Source organism: Klebsiella sp. R445, assembly GCF_051131755.1.
In the GTDB taxonomy this organism is placed as follows: Bacteria; Pseudomonadota; Gammaproteobacteria; order Enterobacterales; family Enterobacteriaceae; genus Klebsiella; species Klebsiella lignicola.
This window is the reverse complement of the sequence record NZ_CP180446.1, coordinates 2,593,832-2,614,486: the sequence shown is the minus strand read 5'-3', so window position 1 is coordinate 2,614,486 and position 20,655 is coordinate 2,593,832. Positions and strand designations below refer to the sequence as shown.

At 55.1% G+C, this 20,655-nt stretch carries 17 protein-coding genes, 1 tRNA gene and 3 pseudogenes; 13 read left to right on the top strand and 8 right to left on the bottom strand.

Annotated elements, in window-relative coordinates; translation table 11 throughout:
* Positions 1–39: 39 nt before the first annotated feature.
* From ACMYSN_RS12225 to ACMYSN_RS12200, 6 genes are all read left to right on the top strand, one after another.
* Positions 40–924 carry a sugar phosphate isomerase/epimerase family protein gene (locus ACMYSN_RS12225; protein WP_462498154.1) on the top strand — a complete coding sequence of 295 codons (885 nt, stop codon included), beginning with the start codon at positions 40–42 and terminating at the stop codon, positions 922–924.
* A gap of 23 nt (positions 925–947) precedes the next feature.
* Complete coding sequence (gene iolE / locus ACMYSN_RS12220; protein ID WP_462498153.1) at positions 948–1,847, top strand: IolE/MocC family protein; 900 nt, start codon at positions 948–950, stop codon at positions 1,845–1,847.
* A 302-nt stretch (positions 1,848–2,149) separates the two neighbouring features.
* On the top strand, positions 2,150–3,058 hold the full coding sequence (locus ACMYSN_RS12215) for a dihydrodipicolinate synthase family protein (protein WP_462498152.1): 909 nt from the start codon (positions 2,150–2,152) through the stop codon (positions 3,056–3,058).
* Between the two features lie 14 nt (positions 3,059–3,072).
* Positions 3,073–5,040: an IlvD/Edd family dehydratase gene (locus ACMYSN_RS12210; RefSeq protein ID WP_462498151.1), complete on the top strand. Its 1,968-nt coding sequence runs from the start codon at positions 3,073–3,075 to the stop codon at positions 5,038–5,040.
* A gap of 358 nt (positions 5,041–5,398) precedes the next feature.
* On the top strand, positions 5,399–6,781 hold the full coding sequence (locus tag ACMYSN_RS12205; protein WP_462498150.1) for an MFS transporter: 1,383 nt from the start codon (positions 5,399–5,401) through the stop codon (positions 6,779–6,781).
* Positions 6,782–6,793: 12 nt separating this feature from the next.
* Complete coding sequence (locus tag ACMYSN_RS12200; protein ID WP_462498149.1) at positions 6,794–8,413, top strand: glycoside hydrolase family 43 protein; 1,620 nt, start codon at positions 6,794–6,796, stop codon at positions 8,411–8,413.
* A 4-nt stretch (positions 8,414–8,417) separates the two neighbouring features.
* Here ACMYSN_RS12200 and ACMYSN_RS12195 read toward each other — a convergent pair whose 3' ends face one another.
* From ACMYSN_RS12195 to ahr, 7 genes are all read right to left on the bottom strand, one after another.
* Complete coding sequence (locus ACMYSN_RS12195) at positions 8,418–9,176, bottom strand: IclR family transcriptional regulator (protein WP_462498148.1); 759 nt, start codon at positions 9,174–9,176, stop codon at positions 8,418–8,420.
* Between the two features lie 122 nt (positions 9,177–9,298).
* On the bottom strand, positions 9,299–10,603 hold the full coding sequence (locus tag ACMYSN_RS12190) for an ABC transporter substrate-binding protein (RefSeq protein ID WP_462498147.1): 1,305 nt from the start codon (positions 10,601–10,603) through the stop codon (positions 9,299–9,301).
* A 28-nt stretch (positions 10,604–10,631) separates the two neighbouring features.
* Positions 10,632–11,693 (bottom strand): ABC transporter ATP-binding protein, encoded by a 1,062-nt coding sequence (locus ACMYSN_RS12185; protein ID WP_462498146.1) that lies wholly within the window; start codon positions 11,691–11,693, stop codon positions 10,632–10,634.
* A 5-nt stretch (positions 11,694–11,698) separates the two neighbouring features.
* Positions 11,699–12,523, bottom strand: coding sequence for a phosphodiesterase (locus ACMYSN_RS12180; protein ID WP_462498145.1), 825 nt, complete (start codon positions 12,521–12,523; stop codon positions 11,699–11,701).
* 10 nt (positions 12,524–12,533) lie between these two features.
* Positions 12,534–13,421: a carbohydrate ABC transporter permease gene (locus ACMYSN_RS12175; protein ID WP_462498144.1), complete on the bottom strand. Its 888-nt coding sequence runs from the start codon at positions 13,419–13,421 to the stop codon at positions 12,534–12,536.
* Positions 13,411–14,283 carry a carbohydrate ABC transporter permease gene (locus tag ACMYSN_RS12170; protein ID WP_123757941.1) on the bottom strand — a complete coding sequence of 291 codons (873 nt, stop codon included), beginning with the start codon at positions 14,281–14,283 and terminating at the stop codon, positions 13,411–13,413. Before ACMYSN_RS12170 ends, ACMYSN_RS12175 begins: the two co-directional genes overlap by 11 nt.
* 144 nt (positions 14,284–14,427) lie before the next feature.
* Positions 14,428–15,447 (bottom strand): NAD(P)-dependent alcohol dehydrogenase, encoded by a 1,020-nt coding sequence (ahr, locus tag ACMYSN_RS12165; protein WP_462498143.1) that lies wholly within the window; start codon positions 15,445–15,447, stop codon positions 14,428–14,430.
* 260 nt (positions 15,448–15,707) lie between these two features.
* Between ahr and ACMYSN_RS12160 the strand changes: the two genes are divergently transcribed.
* The 5 genes from ACMYSN_RS12160 to ACMYSN_RS12140 all read left to right on the top strand — a co-directional run bounded on the left by ACMYSN_RS12160 (position 15,708) and on the right by ACMYSN_RS12140 (position 19,758).
* Positions 15,708–15,792 (top strand) — tRNA-Leu (locus ACMYSN_RS12160).
* A 198-nt stretch (positions 15,793–15,990) separates the two neighbouring features.
* Complete coding sequence (locus ACMYSN_RS12155) at positions 15,991–17,256, top strand: tyrosine-type recombinase/integrase (RefSeq protein ID WP_462498142.1); 1,266 nt, start codon at positions 15,991–15,993, stop codon at positions 17,254–17,256.
* A 218-nt stretch (positions 17,257–17,474) separates the two neighbouring features.
* Positions 17,475–17,648, top strand: a complete 174-nt coding sequence (locus tag ACMYSN_RS12150) for a hypothetical protein (protein WP_320189616.1) — start codon at positions 17,475–17,477, stop codon at positions 17,646–17,648.
* A 35-nt stretch (positions 17,649–17,683) separates the two neighbouring features.
* The gene (locus ACMYSN_RS12145) at positions 17,684–18,274 is read left to right on the top strand and encodes a restriction endonuclease subunit S (protein WP_462498141.1); all 591 of its coding nucleotides are present in this window, start codon (positions 17,684–17,686) and stop codon (positions 18,272–18,274) included.
* 2 nt (positions 18,275–18,276) lie between these two features.
* The gene (locus ACMYSN_RS12140; protein ID WP_462498140.1) at positions 18,277–19,758 is read left to right on the top strand and encodes an N-6 DNA methylase; all 1,482 of its coding nucleotides are present in this window, start codon (positions 18,277–18,279) and stop codon (positions 19,756–19,758) included.
* A 62-nt stretch (positions 19,759–19,820) separates the two neighbouring features.
* Here the strand turns inward: ACMYSN_RS12140 and ACMYSN_RS12135 are convergent.
* Positions 19,821–20,279 (bottom strand): annotated as a pseudogene (locus ACMYSN_RS12135) (SprT-like domain-containing protein); the annotation flags it as partial.
* On the opposite strand from ACMYSN_RS12135, the pseudogene ACMYSN_RS12130 reads away from it, so the two are divergent.
* Positions 20,165–20,431: pseudogene (locus tag ACMYSN_RS12130) on the top strand (JAB domain-containing protein); the annotation flags it as partial. The pseudogenes ACMYSN_RS12135 and ACMYSN_RS12130 overlap by 115 nt on opposite strands.
* A pseudogene (locus tag ACMYSN_RS12125) lies at positions 20,428–20,649 on the top strand (DUF987 domain-containing protein). The pseudogenes ACMYSN_RS12130 and ACMYSN_RS12125, both read left to right, overlap by 4 nt.
* Positions 20,650–20,655: the final 6 nt, after the last annotated feature.

The window sequence follows — 20,655 nt, the reverse complement described above, 5'->3', positions numbered from 1 at the left end:
CTTTCTCGTTTTCGGAACGTCTTTGAACAGGTAACGACGATGAAAATTGCTTTCGACGTTGATGTGATTCGGGATCTCGGGATTACCCGTATGGTCCAGCAGGTCGCGGAGTGGGGCTATCAGTACATTGAGCAGTCGCCCCATCCGCAGATTAACCCGTTCTACAAGCACCCGCGCGCCAGCCGGGAAACCATCGCCGAATATAAGCAGGCGCTGCGCGACAACGGCGTGGAGATCTCCTCGTTTATCTGTGTTTACCGCTGGTCCGGTCCGGACGAACTGCGCCGTCAGGCGGCGGTAAAAAACTGGAAGCGGCTGATCGAAGTGGCGGTGGAAATGGGCGTGCAGGTGATCAACACCGAATTTTCCGGCGATCCGAATCAGCCGGAAATCTGTGAAGAGATGTTCTATCGCTCGATGGATGAGCTGCTGCCTGTGATTGAGCGCGAAGGCATCCGGCTGGAGATCCAGGCCCATCCGTGGGACTTCTGTGAAGAGCACAATGAAACCGTCGATATTGTGAAGTCGTTCCGCAGCGAGAATGTGAAGTACGTATACAGCGTTCCGCACACTTTCTTTTATGACAAAGGGAAAGGAGAGGTGGAGAAAATGTTGCGTTATGCCGGCAACGATCTCTCCCACGTGCTGATTGCTGACACCCGAAATCATACCCGGCACTGCCGCTATATAGTCAATCCACCGGGCGTGGATGCTGCAGTTCATCAACATGTTGGCGTGGGCGAGGGCGACGTTGATTTTGACGCGCTGTTCCGCACCCTGCGCGAGATGAACTTTGCTGAACAGACCTTCAAGGTCGGCGGTCCGCCGATTGTTGCCGCGTCGCTGTTTGGCTACCCGGAGAAGATGAAATACCAGGCGGTGGAAACCCGTGAACTCATCGAACGTGAATTGCTGCGTCGTTAAGACGCGGCAGCAGGAGCATGGAAATGAACAAAGATAATGTGAAACTGGCGATTGCCCCGATTGGCTGGACTAACGACGATATGCCCGAGCTGGGCTGTGAAAATACCTTCCAGCAGACGGTCAGTGAAATGGCACTGGCCGGGTTTAGCGGAAGTGAAGTGGGCAGCAAGTATCCGCGCGATCCGGCGGTTCTGAAGCCGATGCTCGATCTGCGCGGTATCCAGATCTGCAACGCCTGGTTCAGCACCTTTTTTGCCAACGGGCAGCGGGAAAAGACCATCGACGAGTTTGTGAATCACATGAACTTCCTTCATGCGATGGGGGCGAAGGTGATTGGCTGCTCCGAGCAAAGCGGTAGTATCCAGGGGCTGGAAAAGCCGATTCTGGGAGAGGTTAAACCTTGCTTCAGCGAAGAAGAGTGGCAGCGGGTTGCCGAGGGCTACAACACCCTGGGGCGTCTGGCCGCTGAAAAGGGGATGCAGGTCTGTCTGCACCACCATATGGGAACCGGTATTCAGACCACGGAAGAGATCGACACATTTATGTCGCTGGTGGATGACAAGGTATTCCTGCTGTACGACACCGGCCATGCCTGGTATTCCGAAGGTGGCGAAGCACCGATGCTGGCGATCCTCGAAAAATACCTGCCGCGCATCAACCACGTACACCTGAAAGATGTGCGTCCGGCGGTGATTGAGCAGGTGCGTCGTGAAGGGCTGTCATTCCTTGATGGGGTGAAAAAAGGCACCTTCACCGTGCCCGGCGACGGGGTGATCGATTTCCGTCCGGTATTTAAACTGCTGGATGATTTTGGCTACCGCGGCTGGATGGTGGTGGAGGCCGAGCAGGACCCGGCGCTGGCGAACCCGTTCGAATATGCGCTGAAGGCACGACAGTACATTCGTGAAACCGCAGGAATCTAATCGTTGATCCATTTTCAGGCCACACCCCGTTGTGGCCTGCTTTTTCCCCTTCACGCTTATCACCACAATACCCGCTAATCAGATCGAGCCGATTTTCCCCCGGTGGCGCTACGCGCCGCCTCCGGGGCGTTTCTCATGGCTATAAATCATCTACGTTGCAGCATTCTGTGATCCAGCTTGAAAAATGCACACTTCCGGCTTTCAGCCCATTTACCTTCCCTTTGTCGGCGGCATAGTATGAACCTTATATAAAAGAACGCAGTTCTATAATGTAGAACAAAATAGTTAAGCAAGGAGATCTCATGCAGCAAACCGCGCAGTTCACGGGGATCATTCCCCCTGTCTCCACCATTTTTAGCGCCGACGGCCAGTTCGATCCCCAGGGCACCGCCGCGCTGATCGACGATATGATCTCCGCCGGCGTGGATGGCCTGTTCTTTCTGGGCAGCGGCGGGGAGTTCTCGCAGCTCAACGCCGAAGAGCGTAAAGCCATTGCGGCATTTGCTATCGGCCACGTGGATCGCCGGGTGCCGGTACTGATCGGAACCGGCGGCACCAACGCCCGGGAGACGATTGAGCTCAGCCAGCACGCGCAGCAGGCGGGCGCCGACGGCATCGTGGTGATCAACCCCTACTACTGGAAAGTCTCTGAACAGAACCTGATCCACTACTTCCAGCAGGTGGCCGACAGCGTCACCCTGCCGGTGATCCTCTATAACTTCCCGGCGCTGAGCGGCCAGGATCTGACGCCGGCGCTGGTCAAAACCCTCGCGGACTCGCGGCGCAATATTGTCGGCATCAAAGACACCATCGACTCGGTGGCGCATCTGCGCAGCATGATCCAGACGGTGAAAGCCGCGCATCCGCACTTCTCGGTGCTGTGCGGCTACGACGATCACCTGTTCAACACCCTGCTGCTTGGCGGCGACGGCGCCATCTCCGCCAGCGGCAACTTTGCCCCGCAGGTGTCGGTGAAGCTGCTGCAGGCGTTCCGCGACGGCGACCTGGCGCAGGCGGCACAGTATCATCAGACGCTGCTGCAGATCCCCCAGATGTACCAGCTGGATACGCCGTTCGTGAATGTCATTAAAGAGGCGGTGGTGCTGTGTGGACGGCCGATCTCGACGCACGTACTGCCGCCAGCTTCGGCGCTGGACGACATTAAAAAAAGGCAGCTTAAAACCTTGCTGCAACAGCTCAGACTCTGCTGAACCGGAAAAATAAGATGGCGATTGAGACGATATTCACGGCGCAGGACGATGCTTTTTACGCGGTTATCACCCATGCCGCCGGCCCACAGGGGGCGCTGCCGCTGACCCCGCAAATGCTGATGGAGTCGCCGAGCGGTAATCTGTTCGGCATGACGCAAAACGCCGGGATGGGCTGGGACGCTAACAAGCTTACCGGAAAAGAGGTGCTGATCATTGGCACTCAGGGCGGTATCCGCGCCGGTGACGGGCGCCCGGTGGCGCTGGGTTACCATACCGGGCACTGGGAGATCGGCCTGCAAATGCAGGCCGCGGCCAAAGAGATCACCCGCAACGGCGGGATCCCGTTCGCCGCCTTCGTCAGCGACCCCTGCGATGGCCGCTCTCAGGGCACCCATGGCATGTTCGACTCGCTGCCGTACCGCAACGACGCGGCCATTGTGTTCCGCCGCCTGATCCGCTCGCTGCCAACGCGCCGGGCGGTGATCGGCGTGGCGACCTGCGACAAAGGCCTGCCGGCGACGATGATTGCCCTGGCGGCGATGCACGATCTGCCGACCATTCTGGTTCCCGGCGGCGCGACGCTGCCGCCAACCTTCGGGGAAGATGCCGGGAAAGTACAAACCATTGGCGCACGCTACGCCAACCACGAACTGTCGTTGCAGGAGGCTGCCGAGTTGGGCTGCCGGGCCTGCGCCTCTCCGGGGGGCGGTTGCCAGTTCTTAGGAACGGCGGGCACCTCGCAGGTGGTGGCGGAAGCCCTCGGGCTGGCGCTGCCGCACTCGGCGCTGGCGCCGTCAGGGCAGGACGTGTGGCTGGAAATCTCCCGCCAGTCGGCCAGAGCGGTGAGCGAACTGGATAACCGCGGTATCACCACCCGCGATATTCTGACCGACAAAGCGATTGAAAACGCGATGGTTATCCACGCGGCGTTTGGCGGCTCCACCAACCTGCTGCTGCATATTCCCGCCATCGCCCACGCGGCGGGCTGCACCATCCCGGACGTTGAGCACTGGACGCGCATCAACCGGAAAGTCCCACGGCTGGTTAGCGTGCTGCCGAACGGCCCGGACTACCACCCGACGGTGCGCGCTTTCCTCGCCGGTGGAGTGCCGGAAGTGATGCTGCATCTGCGCGATCTGGGGCTGCTGCATCTCGATGCGATGACGGTCACCGGGCAGACGGTCGGGGAAAATCTCGACTGGTGGCAGACCTCCGAGCGGCGTGAGAAATTCCGTCAGTGCCTGCGCGAGCAGGATGGCGTCGACCCGGATGATGTGATCCTCCCGCCGGCCCGCGCGCAGGCTCGGGGGCTGACCTCTACGGTGGCTTTCCCGGTGGGCAATATTGCGCCTGAGGGGTCGGTTATCAAAGCTACGGCCATCGACCCGTCGGTGGTGGGCGAAGATGGTGTTTATCGTCATACCGGGCGGGCGCGGGTGTTTGTGTCGGAGGCGCGGGCGATCAAGGCGATTAAGAACGGCGAGATCGAACAGGGCGATATCATGGTGGTGATCGGCGGCGGCCCGTCCGGCACCGGCATGGAAGAGACCTACCAGCTCACCTCGGCGCTGAAGCATGTGTCGTGGGGAAAAACGGTGTCGCTGATTACCGACGCCCGTTTTTCCGGGGTGTCGACCGGCGCCTGCTTTGGTCACGTCGCCCCGGAAGCGCTGGCGGGCGGGCCTATCGGCAAGCTGCGCGATAACGATGTGATTGAGATTGCGGTGGACAGGCTGGCGTTAACCGGCAGCGTCAACTTTATCGGTACCGCGCAGAAGCGGCTTACGCCGGAAGAAGGGGCGCTGGAACTGGCGGCTCGCGCTGCGCATCCCGAACTGCATGCCCATGATTTTTTACCGGACGATACCCGTTTATGGGCGGCGTTACAGTCGGTCAGCGGCGGTACCTGGAAAGGCTGCATATATGATACCGATAAAATTATCGAGGTGATTAACGCCGGGAAAAAAGCTCTCGGCATTTAAATAAAATATCGCCCATTAGTCGTCTGCGGAAATATTTTGCGGGCGGCTTTGTGCTGTCTGAAATAAATATTTTTATGGATTTTAGTTATTTCATAACTTGTTAAAAGTAAAAGCTTAACTATTTTATCGTGATGTCATTTTTATAACGATGGTAATCACAAAAACCAAAAAACATAATTCATAAATTAAAAATGGTCATTGCCGGAAAAATGCTCATCTTCTTACACTCTGTTAACACGAAAACGTGAACCATAAGCACACGAATGATGGGTGAATTCCTGATGTGGCAACAGAAATTTATTCCTGTTTCAGGACTCTGACGTTTGCTCTATTCCACTCTTTAGGGTTGGGGATAAATATGCAATTAACCATGAAAGATAAAATCGGCTACGGCCTGGGCGATACCGCCTGCGGCTTTGTCTGGCAGGCCACGATGTTCCTGCTGGCCTATTTCTATACCGATGTATTTGGCCTTTCCGCAGGCATTATGGGCACGCTGTTTTTGGTTTCCCGCGTGCTGGATGCCGTGACCGATCCGCTGATGGGCCTGCTGGTGGACCGCACCCGTACCCGCCACGGTCAGTTCCGTCCGTTCCTGCTGTGGGGGGCTATCCCGTTTGGCATCGTCTGCATGCTGACCTTCTACACGCCGGACTTTTCCGCTCAGGGCAAGATTATCTATGCCTGCGTGACCTACATTCTGCTGACGCTGGTGTACACCTTCGTCAACGTGCCGTATTGCGCGATGCCGGGGGTGATTACCGCCGATCCCAAAGAGCGTCATGCCTTGCAGTCGTGGCGCTTCTTCCTCGCGGCGGCGGGCTCGCTGGCGATTAGCGGGATTGCGCTGCCGCTGGTGGGCATCATCGGCAAAGGGGACGAGCAACTGGGCTACTTTGGCGCGATGTGCGTGCTGGGGCTGACCGGCGTGGTGCTGCTGTACGTGTGCTTCTTTACCACCAAAGAGCGCTACACCTTCGAGGTGCAGCCAGGTTCGTCGGTGGCGAAAGATCTCCGACTGCTGTTCGGCAACACCCAGTGGCGCATTATGTGTGCCTTCAAAATGATGGCGACCTGTTCCAACGTGGTACGCGGCGGGGCGACGCTCTATTTCGTCAAGTATGTGATGGACCATCCGGAACTGGCGATGCAGTTTCTGCTGTACGGCAGCATTGCCACCATGTTTGGCTCGCTGGCCTCGTCGCGCCTGTTAGGCCGCTTCGACCGGGTGAAGGCGTTTAAAGCGATTATCGTGGTTTACTCGCTGATCAGCCTGCTGATTTTCATGGTGCCGGCCGAACATATTGCGCTGATTTTCGCCCTCAACATTGTGTTCCTGTTCGTCTTTAACACCACTACGCCGCTGCAGTGGTTGATGGCCTCCGACGTGGTGGATTACGAAGAGAGCCGCAGCGGGCGGCGCCTCGACGGGCTGGTGTTCTCGACCTACCTGTTTAGCCTGAAGATTGGCCTGGCGATCGGCGGCGCGGTGGTGGGCTGGATCCTGGCCTTCGTCAACTACTCCGCCAGCAACAGCGTGCAGCCGGTGGAGGTGCTTTCCACCATCAAAATTCTGTTCTGCGTGGTGCCAGTGGTGCTCTACGTCGGCATGTTCATCATGCTGTCACTCTACAAGCTGACCGATGCCCGCGTGGAGGCCATCAGTCAGCAGTTACGTAAGCATCGCTCGGTGCAGGAAGAGGGTATTCCTGCCAGCGCCGCCGCGACATCTAATTCCTAAGAAGGAGGTACTATGTACACGATTACCAATCCGATTCTGACCGGGTTTAACCCGGACCCGTCGATGTGTCGCCAGGGTGAGGATTACTACATCGCCACCTCTACCTTCGAGTGGTTTCCGGGGGTGCGCATTTATCATTCGCGAGATTTGAAAAACTGGTCGCTGGTCAGCACCCCACTGGATCGTGTGTCGCAGCTGGACATGAAGGGCAACCCGGACTCCGGCGGCATCTGGGCGCCGTGTCTGAGCTATGCCGATGGGCAGTTCTGGCTGCTGTATACCGATGTCAAAATTGTGGATTCCCCGTGGAAAAACGGCCGCAACTATCTGGTCACCGCTCCGTCCATTGAAGGGCCGTGGAGCGAGCCTGTCGCTATGGGCAACGGCGGTTTCGATCCGTCGCTGTTCCACGATAACGACGGGCGTAAATACTATATTTATCGCCCGTGGGGGCCACGTCACCACAGCGATCCGCACTGTACCATCGTGATGCAGGAGTTCTTCCCGCAGAGCCAGACGCTGTCGAAAACGCGGAAAACCCTGTTTACCGGTACGGCGCTGCGTTACACCGAGGGTGCCCACCTGTACCAGAAAGACGGCTGGTACTATCTGCTGGTCGCCGAGGGCGGCACCAGCTACGAGCATGCGGTGGTGGTGCTGCGGGCTAAAAACATCGACGGCCCGTATGAGCTGCACCCGGACGGCACGATGATGACCAGCTGGCATCTGCCGGAAAACCCGTTACAGAAGAGCGGCCACGGTTCGCTGCTGGAGACCCACACTGGCGAATGGTACATGGCCTATCTCACCAGCCGTCCACAGCGTTTGCCCGGCGTGCCGCTGCTGGCTTCCGGCGGGCGTGGCTACTGCTCGCTCGGGCGTGAAACGGGGATCGCGCGTATCGCCTGGCACGACGGCTGGCCGTCGGTGGAAGGGGGCAAACATGCGCAGCTGACCGTGCCGGGGCCAAGGATGACCGAAAGTCGCGCCGTCGCCAGCGAGAACTGGCGGGATGATTTCAGTGGCCCGACTCTCGATCCGCACCTGCAGACGCTGCGTATCCCGTTTGATGATACTTTAGGTTCGCTCAGCGCGCGTTCGGGCTTTCTGCGGCTGTATGGCAACGATTCGCTTAACTCCACCTTTACCCAGTCGACGGTGGCCCGGCGCTGGCAGCACGCTGCTTTCCGCGCCGAAACGCGCATGGAATTTTCCCCGGAGAACTTCCAGCAGAGCGCCGGCCTGACCTGTTATTACAACAGCAAAAACTGGAGCTACTGCTTTGTGGATTTCGAAGAGGGCCGGGGGCGGACGATAAAAGTGCTGCAGCTGGACCACAACGTGCCGTCATGGCCGCTGCACGAGCAGCCGGTTGCGGTGCCGGAAACGGCGCAGAGCATCTGGCTGCGGGTTGACGTTGACCATCTTGTCTATCGCTACAGCTACTCGTTTGACGGTGAGCAGTGGCATACCGTGCCGGTTGATTATGCCGCCTGGAAGCTGTCGGATGACTATATCGGCGGGCGCGGATTCTTTACCGGTGCCTTCGTTGGCCTGCACTGCGAGGATATCAGCGGCGACGGGTGCTACGCCGATTTCGACTACTTCAGCTATGAGCCGGTTGCCGGATAACGCCTCAGGCCGGGTAGCCCAGCGCGACCGACAGCTGGCGCCCGGCGGTTTCCAGCAGGGCACGAAAGCGAGCGAGCTCGTCGTCATCGACGCGGGAGGTGAGCGTTGACAGGCTCAGGGCGGCAATAACGCGCGATTCATGGTTCCACACCGGAACCGCCACGCAGCGCACGCCCTGTTCGTTCTCTTCGCTATCGAGGGCATAGCCGTTGGCGCGGGTTTGCGCCAGCGCTGCCAGCAGGGCCTCGCGGGAGGTGATGGTCGCGGGGGTGAATGCCGTGTACTGATAGCCTTCCAGCAGGGGCTGGCGTTCTGCTTCGCTGAGCCAGGCGACCAGCACCTTGCCGATCGCCGTGGCGTGGATCGGCAAACGCCGGCCGATGCGCGAGTAGGCGATGGCGGCGAGCTTGCCTTCGATTTTTTCGATATAGACCCCTTCGCGCCCGTCAAGGATGCCGAGATGGGTGGTCTGCCCGGTGTGCTGCGACAGTTCGGTCAGCCAGCTTTTGGCCTTCTGACGAATATCGATGGTCCCCACCACAAAATTACCGCGTTCGACCAGCTTCATGCCCAGGCGATATTTGCCATTTTCCGGGTTCTGGTCGATATAGCCGTGCAGCTGCAGCGTTTTGAGTAGCGAATGCAGGGTGCTTTTGCTGAGGCCCATCTGTTTGCTGATGTCGGTGATCTTGAGCTCCGTGGCCTGTTCGTTAAACAGGTCGAGGATCGTCAAGGCACGTTCAACAGACTGAATAATAGGCATAATGCACGACCGCTCACGCTAGGGGGGAAGGTGGAAAACGTACCCTTTTTACGCTGAAAAATCAAACGGCTGGCGGGATCCCCGGTAAGCATGGCGCCCCCGGGGAGTTTCAGAGGGCGGGATTACTGCTGTGGCGCCAGGGCGGTTTTATCGACGTAGGGCTTCATCAGCGCATCGGCCTCTTTCTGGGCGGCCTGTACCGCGGCTTCCGGGGTCACTTTGGCATCGTTGACCACTGCGGCCAGCTGGTTTTCCATGGCTTTACGCACGGCGACGGTCTCCCAGGTGGAATACCACGGATGGGCATATTTCAACTGCTCCAGCGCAATCGTCGCGCGCGGGTCCTGCTGCAGATAGGCTTTCATTTCCGGGGTATCGTAGGCGGCTTTTCGCGGCGAGAAATAGCCGGTAAAGCGGCTCCAGGCGCCGTTCACCTGCGGGCTAACCAGATAGGTTAAGAACTGATACGCCGCCTTTTTTTGTTCCTCGGAAATGCCTTTAAAGCTTACCAGGCTGGCGCCGCCGATCGGTACAGCCCGCTGCTCTTTCGCCGGCAGCATCGCCACTCCCAGTTCAAAATCCTTGCTGTTCTCACGCATAAAGCCCAGCGCGCCGGTGCTCAGCATCGCCATGCCCACTTTGCCAGAGAAGAAGCTGGCGCTGATCTGCTTTGAATTCAGCACGCCGGAGGGCATCACTTTGTCTTTGTAGATCAGATCCTGCCAGAAGCGCAGAGCCCCGATGGTGGTCGGTGCGTTGTAGTACACCTCGCCGGGGTAATCTTCGTTGAAATATTTACCGCCGTTGGCCCGCACCAGCGCCGAGAAAATCCAGCCGCCGTAGTCGTCGTTGGTCGACGGCAGCATGATCCCCCACTGGCCCTTGCTCTCGTCGGTCAGCTTTTTGGCATCCGCCAGCAGCTCGGCCCAGGTCTGCGGCGGCTGTTTGATTCCGGCCTGATCGAACAGCGTCTTGTTGTAATAGAGGATCGGCGTCGAGTTATGGAACGGGATCGCATAGGTGGTGCCCATCACCTGGGCATTCTTGTGCATCGCTGGCCAGAAATCCTGCACCAGGAAATCGCCAGCCTTCTGGTCGCCATATTTAAACAGCTCGTCCATCGGCAGGATCTCCTCCTTCAGCGCCAGATCGGTGGTGAAGTTGGCGGACATGATCACCAGCGCCGGCGGCTGCCCGGCTTTCTGCGCCGACTCGGCTTTGATCTTGGTGGTGTCGTAGTTGCCGGTGAAGATCCCGCGCACTTCGACATCCTGCTGCGCGTCGTTGAAAGCTTTGATCACCCGGGTCATCTCCATGGTCAGCTTACCGTCGACTGGCGCCGGGAACATGAAATCGATCTTCTCTTTCGCCAGCGCGCTGCCGCAGAGAGCAAGTGAAAGCCCGACCGCCGTCAGGGTTTTAAGCATGGTCAATCTCCTGGAGTAAACGCCTGATTCACAGGCTCATTAAGTTGTGCTGCTGATCAGCATGAAAGAGATGAATATCGGCAGGCGCGAAGCCGAGGGTCAGCGTGTCGCCTTTCTCCGGCACCGTGCCGCGGTGGCGGCGACTAAAGCGCAGGGTGCCGATAGGGGTGCTGACGTGGAGCAGATAATCGGCACCCATCAGTTCTCGTTGCAGCACGCTGGCGGGCAGGCGCAGGTGGCCTTCCTCCACGCGATCGCTGATATGTTCCGGACGAATGCCCAACCAGACGCGGGATTCGTCGCGCCAGTCTGGCGGCAGCGGATGGCGCAGTTCGCCGAGCTGAACCTGGCCGTCGGTGCAGGGCAGCGACAGCAGATTCATCGCTGGCGAGCCGATAAACCCGGCGACAAACAGGTTGGCCGGATGGGCATAGAGGTGCTCCGGCGGCCCAACCTGCTGCACCTGGCCACCGTTCATCACCACGATGCGGTCAGCCATCGACATCGCTTCGGTCTGGTCGTGGGTCACGTAGACGGTGCTGGTTTTCAGCTGCTGGTGGAGATCCATAATGCTATCGCGCACCTCGCTGCGCAGCCGCGCGTCGAGGTTGGAGAGCGGCTCGTCCATCAGAAACAGACGCGGGTTGCGCACGATGGCGCGGGCCATCGCCACCCGCTGACGCTGGCCGCCGGAGAGCTTCGCCGGTTTGCGGTCCAGCAGGCTTTCCAGCTGCAGCATCTGCGCCACGTGGTCGACCCGCGGCTGCCAGCTGGCCTTGTCTTCCTTACGCACCTTCATGCCGAAGGTGATGTTGTCCTGCACCGACAGATGCGGAAACAGCGCGTAGTTCTGGAAGATCATCGCGAAATTACGTTCGCGCGGCGACAGGGCGGTGATGTTTTGGTTGTGCAGCCAGATCTCGCCTTCGCTCACCGGCTCCAGTCCGGCCAGCAGCCGCAGCAGCGTGCTTTTGCCGCAGCCGGAGGGGCCGACCAGCACCACAAACTCGCCGTCGTGAATGTCGAGGGAGAGGGCATCGAGCGCCGGTTTGCCGTCAAAGCGCTTACTGATGTTTTGCAAACTAAGCATGAGGATTAACGCTCTTCCGTTGGGCAGCTAATGTTTTCGTCATACAGCCACGGCCCGGCGTGGTGGGTCAGCGGGTGCTGGTAGCTGACCCACTGCTCGCCGACCTGGCGGTGCATCAGGCACGAGGCTGGCGACAGGTCGTAGTACGGGCGGCTGTCTTCATGAAAATAGGGCACCTGATGGACGGTGCCGGGGATGGTGGAGATGATCGCCTGGCGGTACTGGGTCAGGGTCAGGCTGTGGTTATGGCCGCAGAAGATGCGCGTCAGCGAAGGGAAGCGCTCAACCAGCCCCAGCAGGCGGTAGCCGTTTTCACAGGCGATAGGGTCCATCTGTGCGTTGCCCAGCGGCAGCGGCGGGTGGTGCATAAAGACGGTGGCCGGTTTGTCGCCGCCGTCGAACAGCTGGGCTTCCAGCCATTTGATGGTTTCGTCGGTCAGCCAGCCTTTGGAGGTGCCGGCGCGGCTGGAGTCGATAAACAGCAGGCGGGTGGCAAAATCATCCACCGCGTAATGCATGTTCTGCGCATCGTTGCCGAGCTGCGGGCACAGCGGCTGCAGGTATTCCAGAAACAGCGCTTTGTCGTCGTGGTTGCCGGGGATCAGGTACAACGGATAGTTCAGGCTGCCGAGGATCTGGCGGGCCGCCTCGTACTCCTGCGGGCGGCCGCAGTTGACGATATCACCGCTGATCACCACCGCGTCCGGGCGCTCGGGCAGGGCGTTCAGCTGGGAGACCACGTCGGCGTTGGCGGCGTTTACATCGATAAAGCCATACAGTTTCTGACCGTGGCTGCGAAAGTGGGTATCCGAGATTTGCGCTAACAGCATAGATAACTCCTTATTTGATCCCGGAGAAGCCGAAGCTTCGCAGGAACTGTTTCTGGAAAAGGATGAATGCCAGCATCAGCGGCAGACAGACCATCAAGGTACCGGCGCCGATGGTACCCCACTGGCCGCCGGATTCGGCGCCCATGGCGAAGGAGACCAGCCCCACGGTGAGCACCTGTTTATCGGGATCGTTGAGCATCATCAGCGGCCACAGATACTCGTTCCAGTGGTAGGTAATGCTGACGGTGGCGAAGGCCAGCACCGACGGCCAGGACATCGGCAGCAGCACGCGGAACAGCACCTGCCACCAACGGCAGCCCTCCATCAGAGCGGCTTCTTCCAGCTCTTTGGGGATGGCGAGGAACGCCTGGCGCATCAGGAACACGCCGAACGCCGAGGTGAAGTAGGGCATCATCACCCCGGTGAGGGTGTTGAGCAGGCCGAAGGTTTTCAGGGTCAGCATGTTCGGCACCATCATCACCACCGGCATGATCATCAGCTGCACCAAAAACAGCAGGAACAGCGTCTGTTTGCCGCGGAACTCGTGGCAGGCGAAGACGTACCCGGCGGTGGTGATGGTGAACAGCTGCACGATGAAGGTGCCGAAGGTGAAGATCAGGGTGTTGGCGTACAGGCTCAGCCAGTCGGCGCTGGCCCAGGCGTCGCGGAAGTTATCGAGGGTCAGCGGCGGGCGCGGCAGCAGCGAGGCCATGTCTTCGCCGAAGGTGGTGGCGCTGAAGGCGGTCGCCAGCATCCACAGCAGCGGGCTGACCCACAGCAGCGCCAGACAGGCCATTAGCACGCTAAGGGTAAACGGCTGTGAACGACGCAGGCGCAGCCACAGCGGGTGCGATCGCTGCTGCTCTCGCAGCAGCGGCGGTGAGGCTTCAGCGCTCATAGTGCGCTCCTTTCTCCAGCAGTTTCAGGTTGATCAGCGAGAAGGCGAACAGCCCGGCCAACGTCAGGAAGGTGGCGGCAGAGGCTTTGCCGAGGTCGTGGGTATCCCACGCCAGATTCTGGATGTAGTAGAGCAGCACGGTGGTAGCGTTGTCCGGCCCGCCGCGGGTCATCACCGCCACGTGGTCAATCTGGGTGATGGAGTAGATAAGCGCGGTGGTGATAACGAAGCTGAGGGTCGGGCGCAGCAGCGGCAGGGTGACCTTAAAGAACACCTGGCTGCGGGTGGCCCCTTCCATGATGGCGGCTTCGCGAGTGGAGGCCGGGATACTCTGCAACCCGGCGAGGAAAAACAGCATGTAGTAGCCGGCGAATTTCCACACGCCAATCAGCGCCAGCGCCAGCAGCGCGCTGTTGCTGTGCCCCAGCCAGTTGGTGTTCATCGGGCCGAAGAGCTTTGCCAGATAGTGATCAAGCAGGCCGAGGCCGGGCATAAAGATAAACAGCCACAGCGCGGCGGCGCTGACCATCGGGATGATCATCGGGAAGAAGAAGGCGGTGCGCAGCCAGCGGTTCACGCGATGGTTTTCGCTGAGGGCCACCGCCAGCAGCAGGGCCAGGGTGACGCCGGGGATCACCGTCAGCAGGATGTAGAGCAGGTTATTGAGCAGCGATTGCCAGAAGACGTTATCGGCAAACAGGCGGGCAAAGTTATCCAGCCCGACGAAGGGCGCGCCGTCGCTGGCCATGCGGGTGTCGAACAGGCTGTCGTACACCGAACGGCCGAGCGGGAACCAGGTAAACAGCAGTAAAAACAGCAGAGAAGGCGACAGTATCAGCCAGGGGAGCCAGGTTTTTCTCATGGTGGCAGACGTCTCGTTCAGGCGTTTGTGGAAGCCCGGATTGTGGGAACGAATGACTGCAAAGGGATGGCGGGGAGATGACGGTTTGATGAAGTGGCAGCAAAATGCCGGGCGCAAGGGGCGCCCGGCGGGGGAGCATCGCGCTTAGAAGTCGGCCTTCAGCACCACACGATAGCGGGCTTTGCCATCGCGCACGTGCTTCAGGGCATCGTTAATCTGCGACATCGGGAACAGTTCGGTAGTCGGGGCGACTTTGCTGCGCCCGGCGAACTTCATCAACTTGCGCAGTTCAGACGGGTTACCGGTGGCCGAGCCGGAGATGCTGCGGTCGCCGCCAATCAGGGTAAAGGCCGGGACCTGAAGGGGTTTCATCACCGCGCCGACGGTGTGGAAGTTGCCGCCGTAGGCCAGCGCTTCAAAGTAGGGCTGCCATTCGAGGTCTACCGCGACGGTGTTGATGATCAGGTCAAACTGACCGGCCAGCGCTTTTAAGGCTTGCGGATCTCGGCTGTTGACCACACGATCGGCACCCATTGCCAGCACTTCCTGCTCTTTCGCCGGGTTCGAGCTAAAAGCGGTGACTTCCGCACCCATGGCGTGCAGCAGTTTGATGGCGATGTGGCCCAGGCCGCCGATACCAATGACGCCGACGCGGCTGGTAGCGGTGACGTGGTGCATCAGCAGGGGTTTAAAGACGGTGATGCCGCCGCAGAGCATAGGGCCGGCGGTTTCGATGTCGATGCTTTCCGGCAGGGGGATCACCCATTGCCAGTCGGCGCGCAGTTTATCGGCGAAGCCGCCGCGGTTGATGATGGTCGGTACCGAGCCTTCCAGGCAGTTGATCTGGTTGCCGCTGATACAGGCGTCGCAGTGCCCGCAGCTGCGGGCGGTCCAGCCGATCCCTACCTTCTGGCCGATCTTCAGTCCTTTATTTTGCGCCGCGCTGCCCAGCGCCGAGACGCGGCCGATCACTTCGTGACCGGCAACCAGCGGATAGCTCGACATGCCCCATTCGTTGTCGATCATCGACAGGTCAGAGTGGCAGATCCCGCAGTATTCAACCTGCACTTCGACGTCCTGGGGCAGCAGGTCGCCCGCGTCGTACTCCCATAGTGACAGGTCGGCGCCCGCTTCTTTGGCGGCGTAGCTTTTAATGGTGCTCATGACGGTTTCCTTGGTTTGGCGTAGTGTGCGTTGTCTGGCCTGGCTCAGATAAACAGAAAGTGTAGAGCATCGGGCGGGTGAGTGCTTGGCAGAAGGAGGCGCGGGGGAGATGGCGGCGCTGAGGCGTTGCGGGGAGCTGCTACGGGGAGCAGAGGGACTAAACGCTGTTTTTTTCAACACTTAGCGAGGCTGACATACGCTGGCGCTTGCATGGCGGCCATCGACAGGTATAATCCACAACGTTTCCGTATCCCTTCAGTGCCGAAGTGGCGAAATCGGTAGACGCAGTTGATTCAAAATCAACCGTAGAAATACGTGCCGGTTCGAGTCCGGCCTTCGGCACCAAAAGATACAATCAAGTCGCTCAAGGGCGGCTTTTTTTGTGTCTGGAATCCGCGCCACACAAGGCTTTCCGCGATTTTTCACTCAACCTAAGTCAACCTGATTCAATCGACATCAACTTACTGATGTGGGTACAACTGCGGGTATATCCCGGTTCGATAATGTTTGTACCCACACAGAACCCTTGAAAGGATACTCATCATGGCTCTGAGTGATGTGAAGGTTCGTTCGGCTAAGCCTGAAGCAAAAGCCTATAAACTGACTGACGGCGACGGTATGGTTTTGCTTGTTCACCCGAACGGTTCGAAATATTGGCGGCTTCGTTATTGCTTTGGCGGTAAGGAGAAGATGCTGGCCCTGGGGAAATATCCTGAAGTGTCATTGGCTGATGCCAGGGCACGGCGTGATGAAGCCCGTAAGCAGTTGGCTAACGGTGTCGACCCTAGTGAGAACAAGAAAGCCGTTAAGGTAGAGCAGGAGCAAGAGGCAATAACGTTTGAAGTGGTTGCCAGAGAATGGCACGCTAGTAATAAAAAATGGTCGGCATCGCATAGCGCTCGTGTATTGAAAAGCCTCGAAGATAATCTCTTTGCTGCCATTGGTAAGCGGAACATTACGGAGCTTAAGACTCGGGATCTTCTTGTACCCATCAAAGCGGTGGAATCATCCGGGCGTCTCGAAGTCGCTGCTCGTTTGCAGCAGCGTACTACCGCGATTATGCGCTTTGCTGTGCAGAGCGGCTTAATCGATTACAACCCCGCACAGGAGATTGCCGGTGCGGTTGCTACGGCGAAAAGACAGCATCGTGCTGCGCTAGAACTCAATCGCATTCCTGAATTACTTCATCGCATTGATCACTACTCTGGCAGGCCTTTAACCCGGTTGGCAGTGGAACTCACTTTGTTAGTTTTCATCCGTTCAAGCGAGCTACGTTTTGCTCGCTGGTCAGAAGTGGATTTTGATACTGCCATGTGGACGATTCCGGGAGAACGTGAGCCACTGGAGGGAGTTAAGCATTCTCAGCGTGGTTCGAAGATGCGGACTCCACATCTTGTACCCTTATCTCGACAAGCTCTCACCATTCTGGAAAAGATCAAAAGCATGAGTGGAAACCGTGAGCTGATCTTCGTTGGTGATCACGATCCGCGTAAGCCAATGAGTGAGAATACGCTTAACAAGGCCTTGCGAGTGATGGGCTATGACACGAAAACGGAAGTGTGTGGGCATGGTTTTAGAACGATGGCCTGTAGCTCGTTGATCGAGTCGGGATTATGGTCGAGTGATGCGGTAGAGCGGCAGATGAGTCACCAGGAGCGTAACACTGTGCGTGCGGCTTACATTCATAAGGCAGAGCATCTGGGGGAGAGGAGGCTAATGTTGCAGTGGTGGGCTGATTTTTTAGATGCGAATCGGGAAGCAACGACAGAGCCATTTAATTTTAGGGGAAAAAGTAAAAATAAATTGTAGGTAAATCAGGTGATTAAGTGAGTAATACTGTCTTGAATGGCAATGTTTCTTGGTAGTACGTTACGTACTACTTGCTTGTCGTCATAAACATGATAATATTTACCCTATCGCAACGTAGTACGGTGCGTACTACAGCGATAGGGGAGTGTTCATGTAGTGGCGCTACTGTTCACTCTCATTACTCTCGGAAAAGATATGACCAAAGAGGAATGAAAAATATGAATACGAAAAAATACCAGCGTACTTTGACAAATGCAACTGTAAAAAGACTCCGTATGGCACCTTTAGCAATTTTCTTATACGTGGTGCCTGCCTTATCATTTCAAATGGATTTGGAAGTTCATTCAGGTGATATGAATATCAAGCAATCAATCATCTTAAAAACTAACTAAAACATAGGGGAGAGTTCTCTCCCCAAGGATAAACTATGAATGATATTGTTAAATTGGGAGAAATTGCAGACATACGTTTAGGTATGCCGTTTAAAACGGCTATAAACGACCTTGGTGATAAAGGTAAATGCTATTTAATCCAAACTAAAGATATTGATACAGAAGGGCTTTTACGTATGGATACTCTTGCCAGAGTATCCCCTCCAGTTGACCCTGAAAAACATTATCTTCAAAATGGGGACATTCTTCTACGCCTTCGGGGGCCAGTTTTTTCAGCCTGTATCTTTAGGAAAACAAAAGCATTGCCGGGCATTACGAGTAATCAAAATGCAATAATAAAGTGCAAAGAAAACAGTATATTACCTGACTATTTAAGGTGGTATATTAATTCATCTTTTGGACAGGCCTATTTTAATGAGGTGAGTGAAGGTACTAATATTACTAAAATTAATTTAAAAACCCTTTCTAATATGAAAATTGAGCTGCCATCTCTAGATTGTCAGATTAGTATTTCTCGAATAAGAAATAACTGGGAAAATCAAAGAGATATACATAGAAGAATTGTTGATAATGGTAATTTATTATATCAGCAAGTTTGCATTAACTTACTTACAGAAGGTGATTAATCGTGATTAAAGTTAATGAAAAAGATATTAAGGAAATTGTTGGAGAAGTTTTAAATGTTTTCAGAGGGCGTTTAGATACTACGTCTTCCTTTTATTATGTTCTTCCTTTGATCTTTCTTAAATATATATCTGATCTAAATTATAAAATGAAAAGGGATGGGATAGCTTACGAACACTCAAGAATAAAAGAAGTATTATCTAATGTCCCTGAAGATATGAGTTTCTATTCTATTTGTTCTGACATCAGAGAGGGATCTATTGGTGAAAGAATTAATAGAGCGTTGCATTTCTATGATGATGTTATTTTTCATTCATTCTATAAGTGTGATGGATCAATATTTAATGATATAGACTACACATCTGATCGACTTGGATCGAGAAAAGATAGAGATGCTTTATTAAGTGATTTATTGCATGCTCTCAATTCTGAAAGGTTTCAATTCAATAATTATGATAATGGAACACCAAGTATAGAGTTAATATGCAAAGTGTTATTCGAAAAAATAGCATTTGAAACAAATGCAAGGGGTAGTGACTTTTATACACCATATGGTGTTTCGGCGTTGTTATCTGAGTTGGTTTTACCCGTGGAAGGTGATTCGATTTATGATCCTGCCTGTGGGTCAGGCTCCCTTTTATTAAGCACTATCCAGAAAATACCGAATAGTAAAAAACTGCAGGACTATAAGGTATATGGACAAGAAATTTTAAAATCCTCATGGAATATTTCGTATATTAATATGTTCTTACATGGAGTTTACGGATGTGAAATAAAATGGGGAGATGTTTTTATTAATCCACAATTTCAAGATCATAAAGGAGAATTGGAAAAATTTGATGTTGTAGTTTCAAATCCACCATTCTCTGTGTCCAATTGGGGGTATGAAGAAGCCTCTAGAGACAGGTTTGGTCGTTTTGCTCTAGGAATGCCTCCACAATCCAAGGCTGATTATGCATTTATCTTGCATATGATTGCTTCTATGAAGGATCACACAGGTAGAATGGCAGTTGTGGTCCCACATGGCGTTTTATTTCGAGGCGCAAATGAAGCTCTGATTCGACAAAATTTAATTAAGAAAAATTTATTAGACGCCGTTATTGGCCTTCCTGAACGTTTGTTTGCCTCAACTAATATAGCAACCGTTATTTTAATATTTAGAAAGAACAAAGTGGATTCAAACGTTTTGTTTATAGATTCAACGATGCTTTTTGAAAATTCAAAAGGGCGGAACTATATAACAGACGAGAATATCAAAAAAATATCAGAGGTTTTCCACGAAAGACAAGGTTTAGATAATTTTTCCCATATTGCCTGTTTAAGTGAGATTGAGGCTAATGACTATAACCTTAATATTACTAGATATGTTAAACGTACAGAGAAAGTCCAGGATATGGATCTGTATTCTTTAATTGATGAGCAAAATAAATTACAAGAAGAGTTGAGTTTTTTAGAAAAAGAAATGAAATCGTACATCCGTTTTTAAGTGTTCGGTTGGTACTGATAGGTACCAGCCTTATTTAATTTTTTTTAAATTATATGTCGATTTTAATATGACCAGTGATTATAAGCCAAGGGCATTTTATTCAACTTAGCTCTGTATTCACGCCAGTTTGGCAAGTGAATACTTATCAGGCCGATAAAACGCTCATTGTGTTTGCGTTCGTATAGATGAACTAGCTCGTGAACCACAATGAATTCAAGGCATTCAGGAGGTTTTTTCACCAATTCGAGATTGATCCAGATACGTGCGGTTTGGGGGTTACAGCTACCCCATTTGGTCTTCATTCGCTTGATGCCAACATAACTGGCTTCAACTTTAATTTCCTGCTGCCATTTTGCCATTAACTTAGGCAGTCTTTGTTTTAAAATACCACGATACCACTGGTTGAGAACAGCTTCCCGCTGGGCCGTATCATAATGTGGAGGTACTTTCATGCGTATCCAACCACCCTGAAGTTTCACTTCAGCGGGCTTATCTACTAAAACTACATCTAGCCGATAACCATCCATCCGGCGACTCGGAGCCCAGCCAATGCGATCGCAACATTACCGGTAGGCTTAAAGAATCCCTGGCACTGGTTGATGTGAACACGCTTGATCATTTGGTCGTCGGTTCAGATGGCATTGTGTCGTTTGCGGAGCGAGGGTGGATATGAAAATCATCAGTAAACGCCAGGCAATGGCTTTGTACTGACAGCATCCAGGCTCCCGGCTGTTTCGCTTCTGTACCGGCAAATATAAATGGTCTGGAAGTATCTGCCATTATGCTGGCCGGGAAGTTCAGGACATACGCGGTGTTCTGGCCGTGTTTGCTGAACGCCGTCAGGACCGCAATGGTCCCTATGTCATTCTTAGAAGTGTCACTCTCAATTAATCCTTC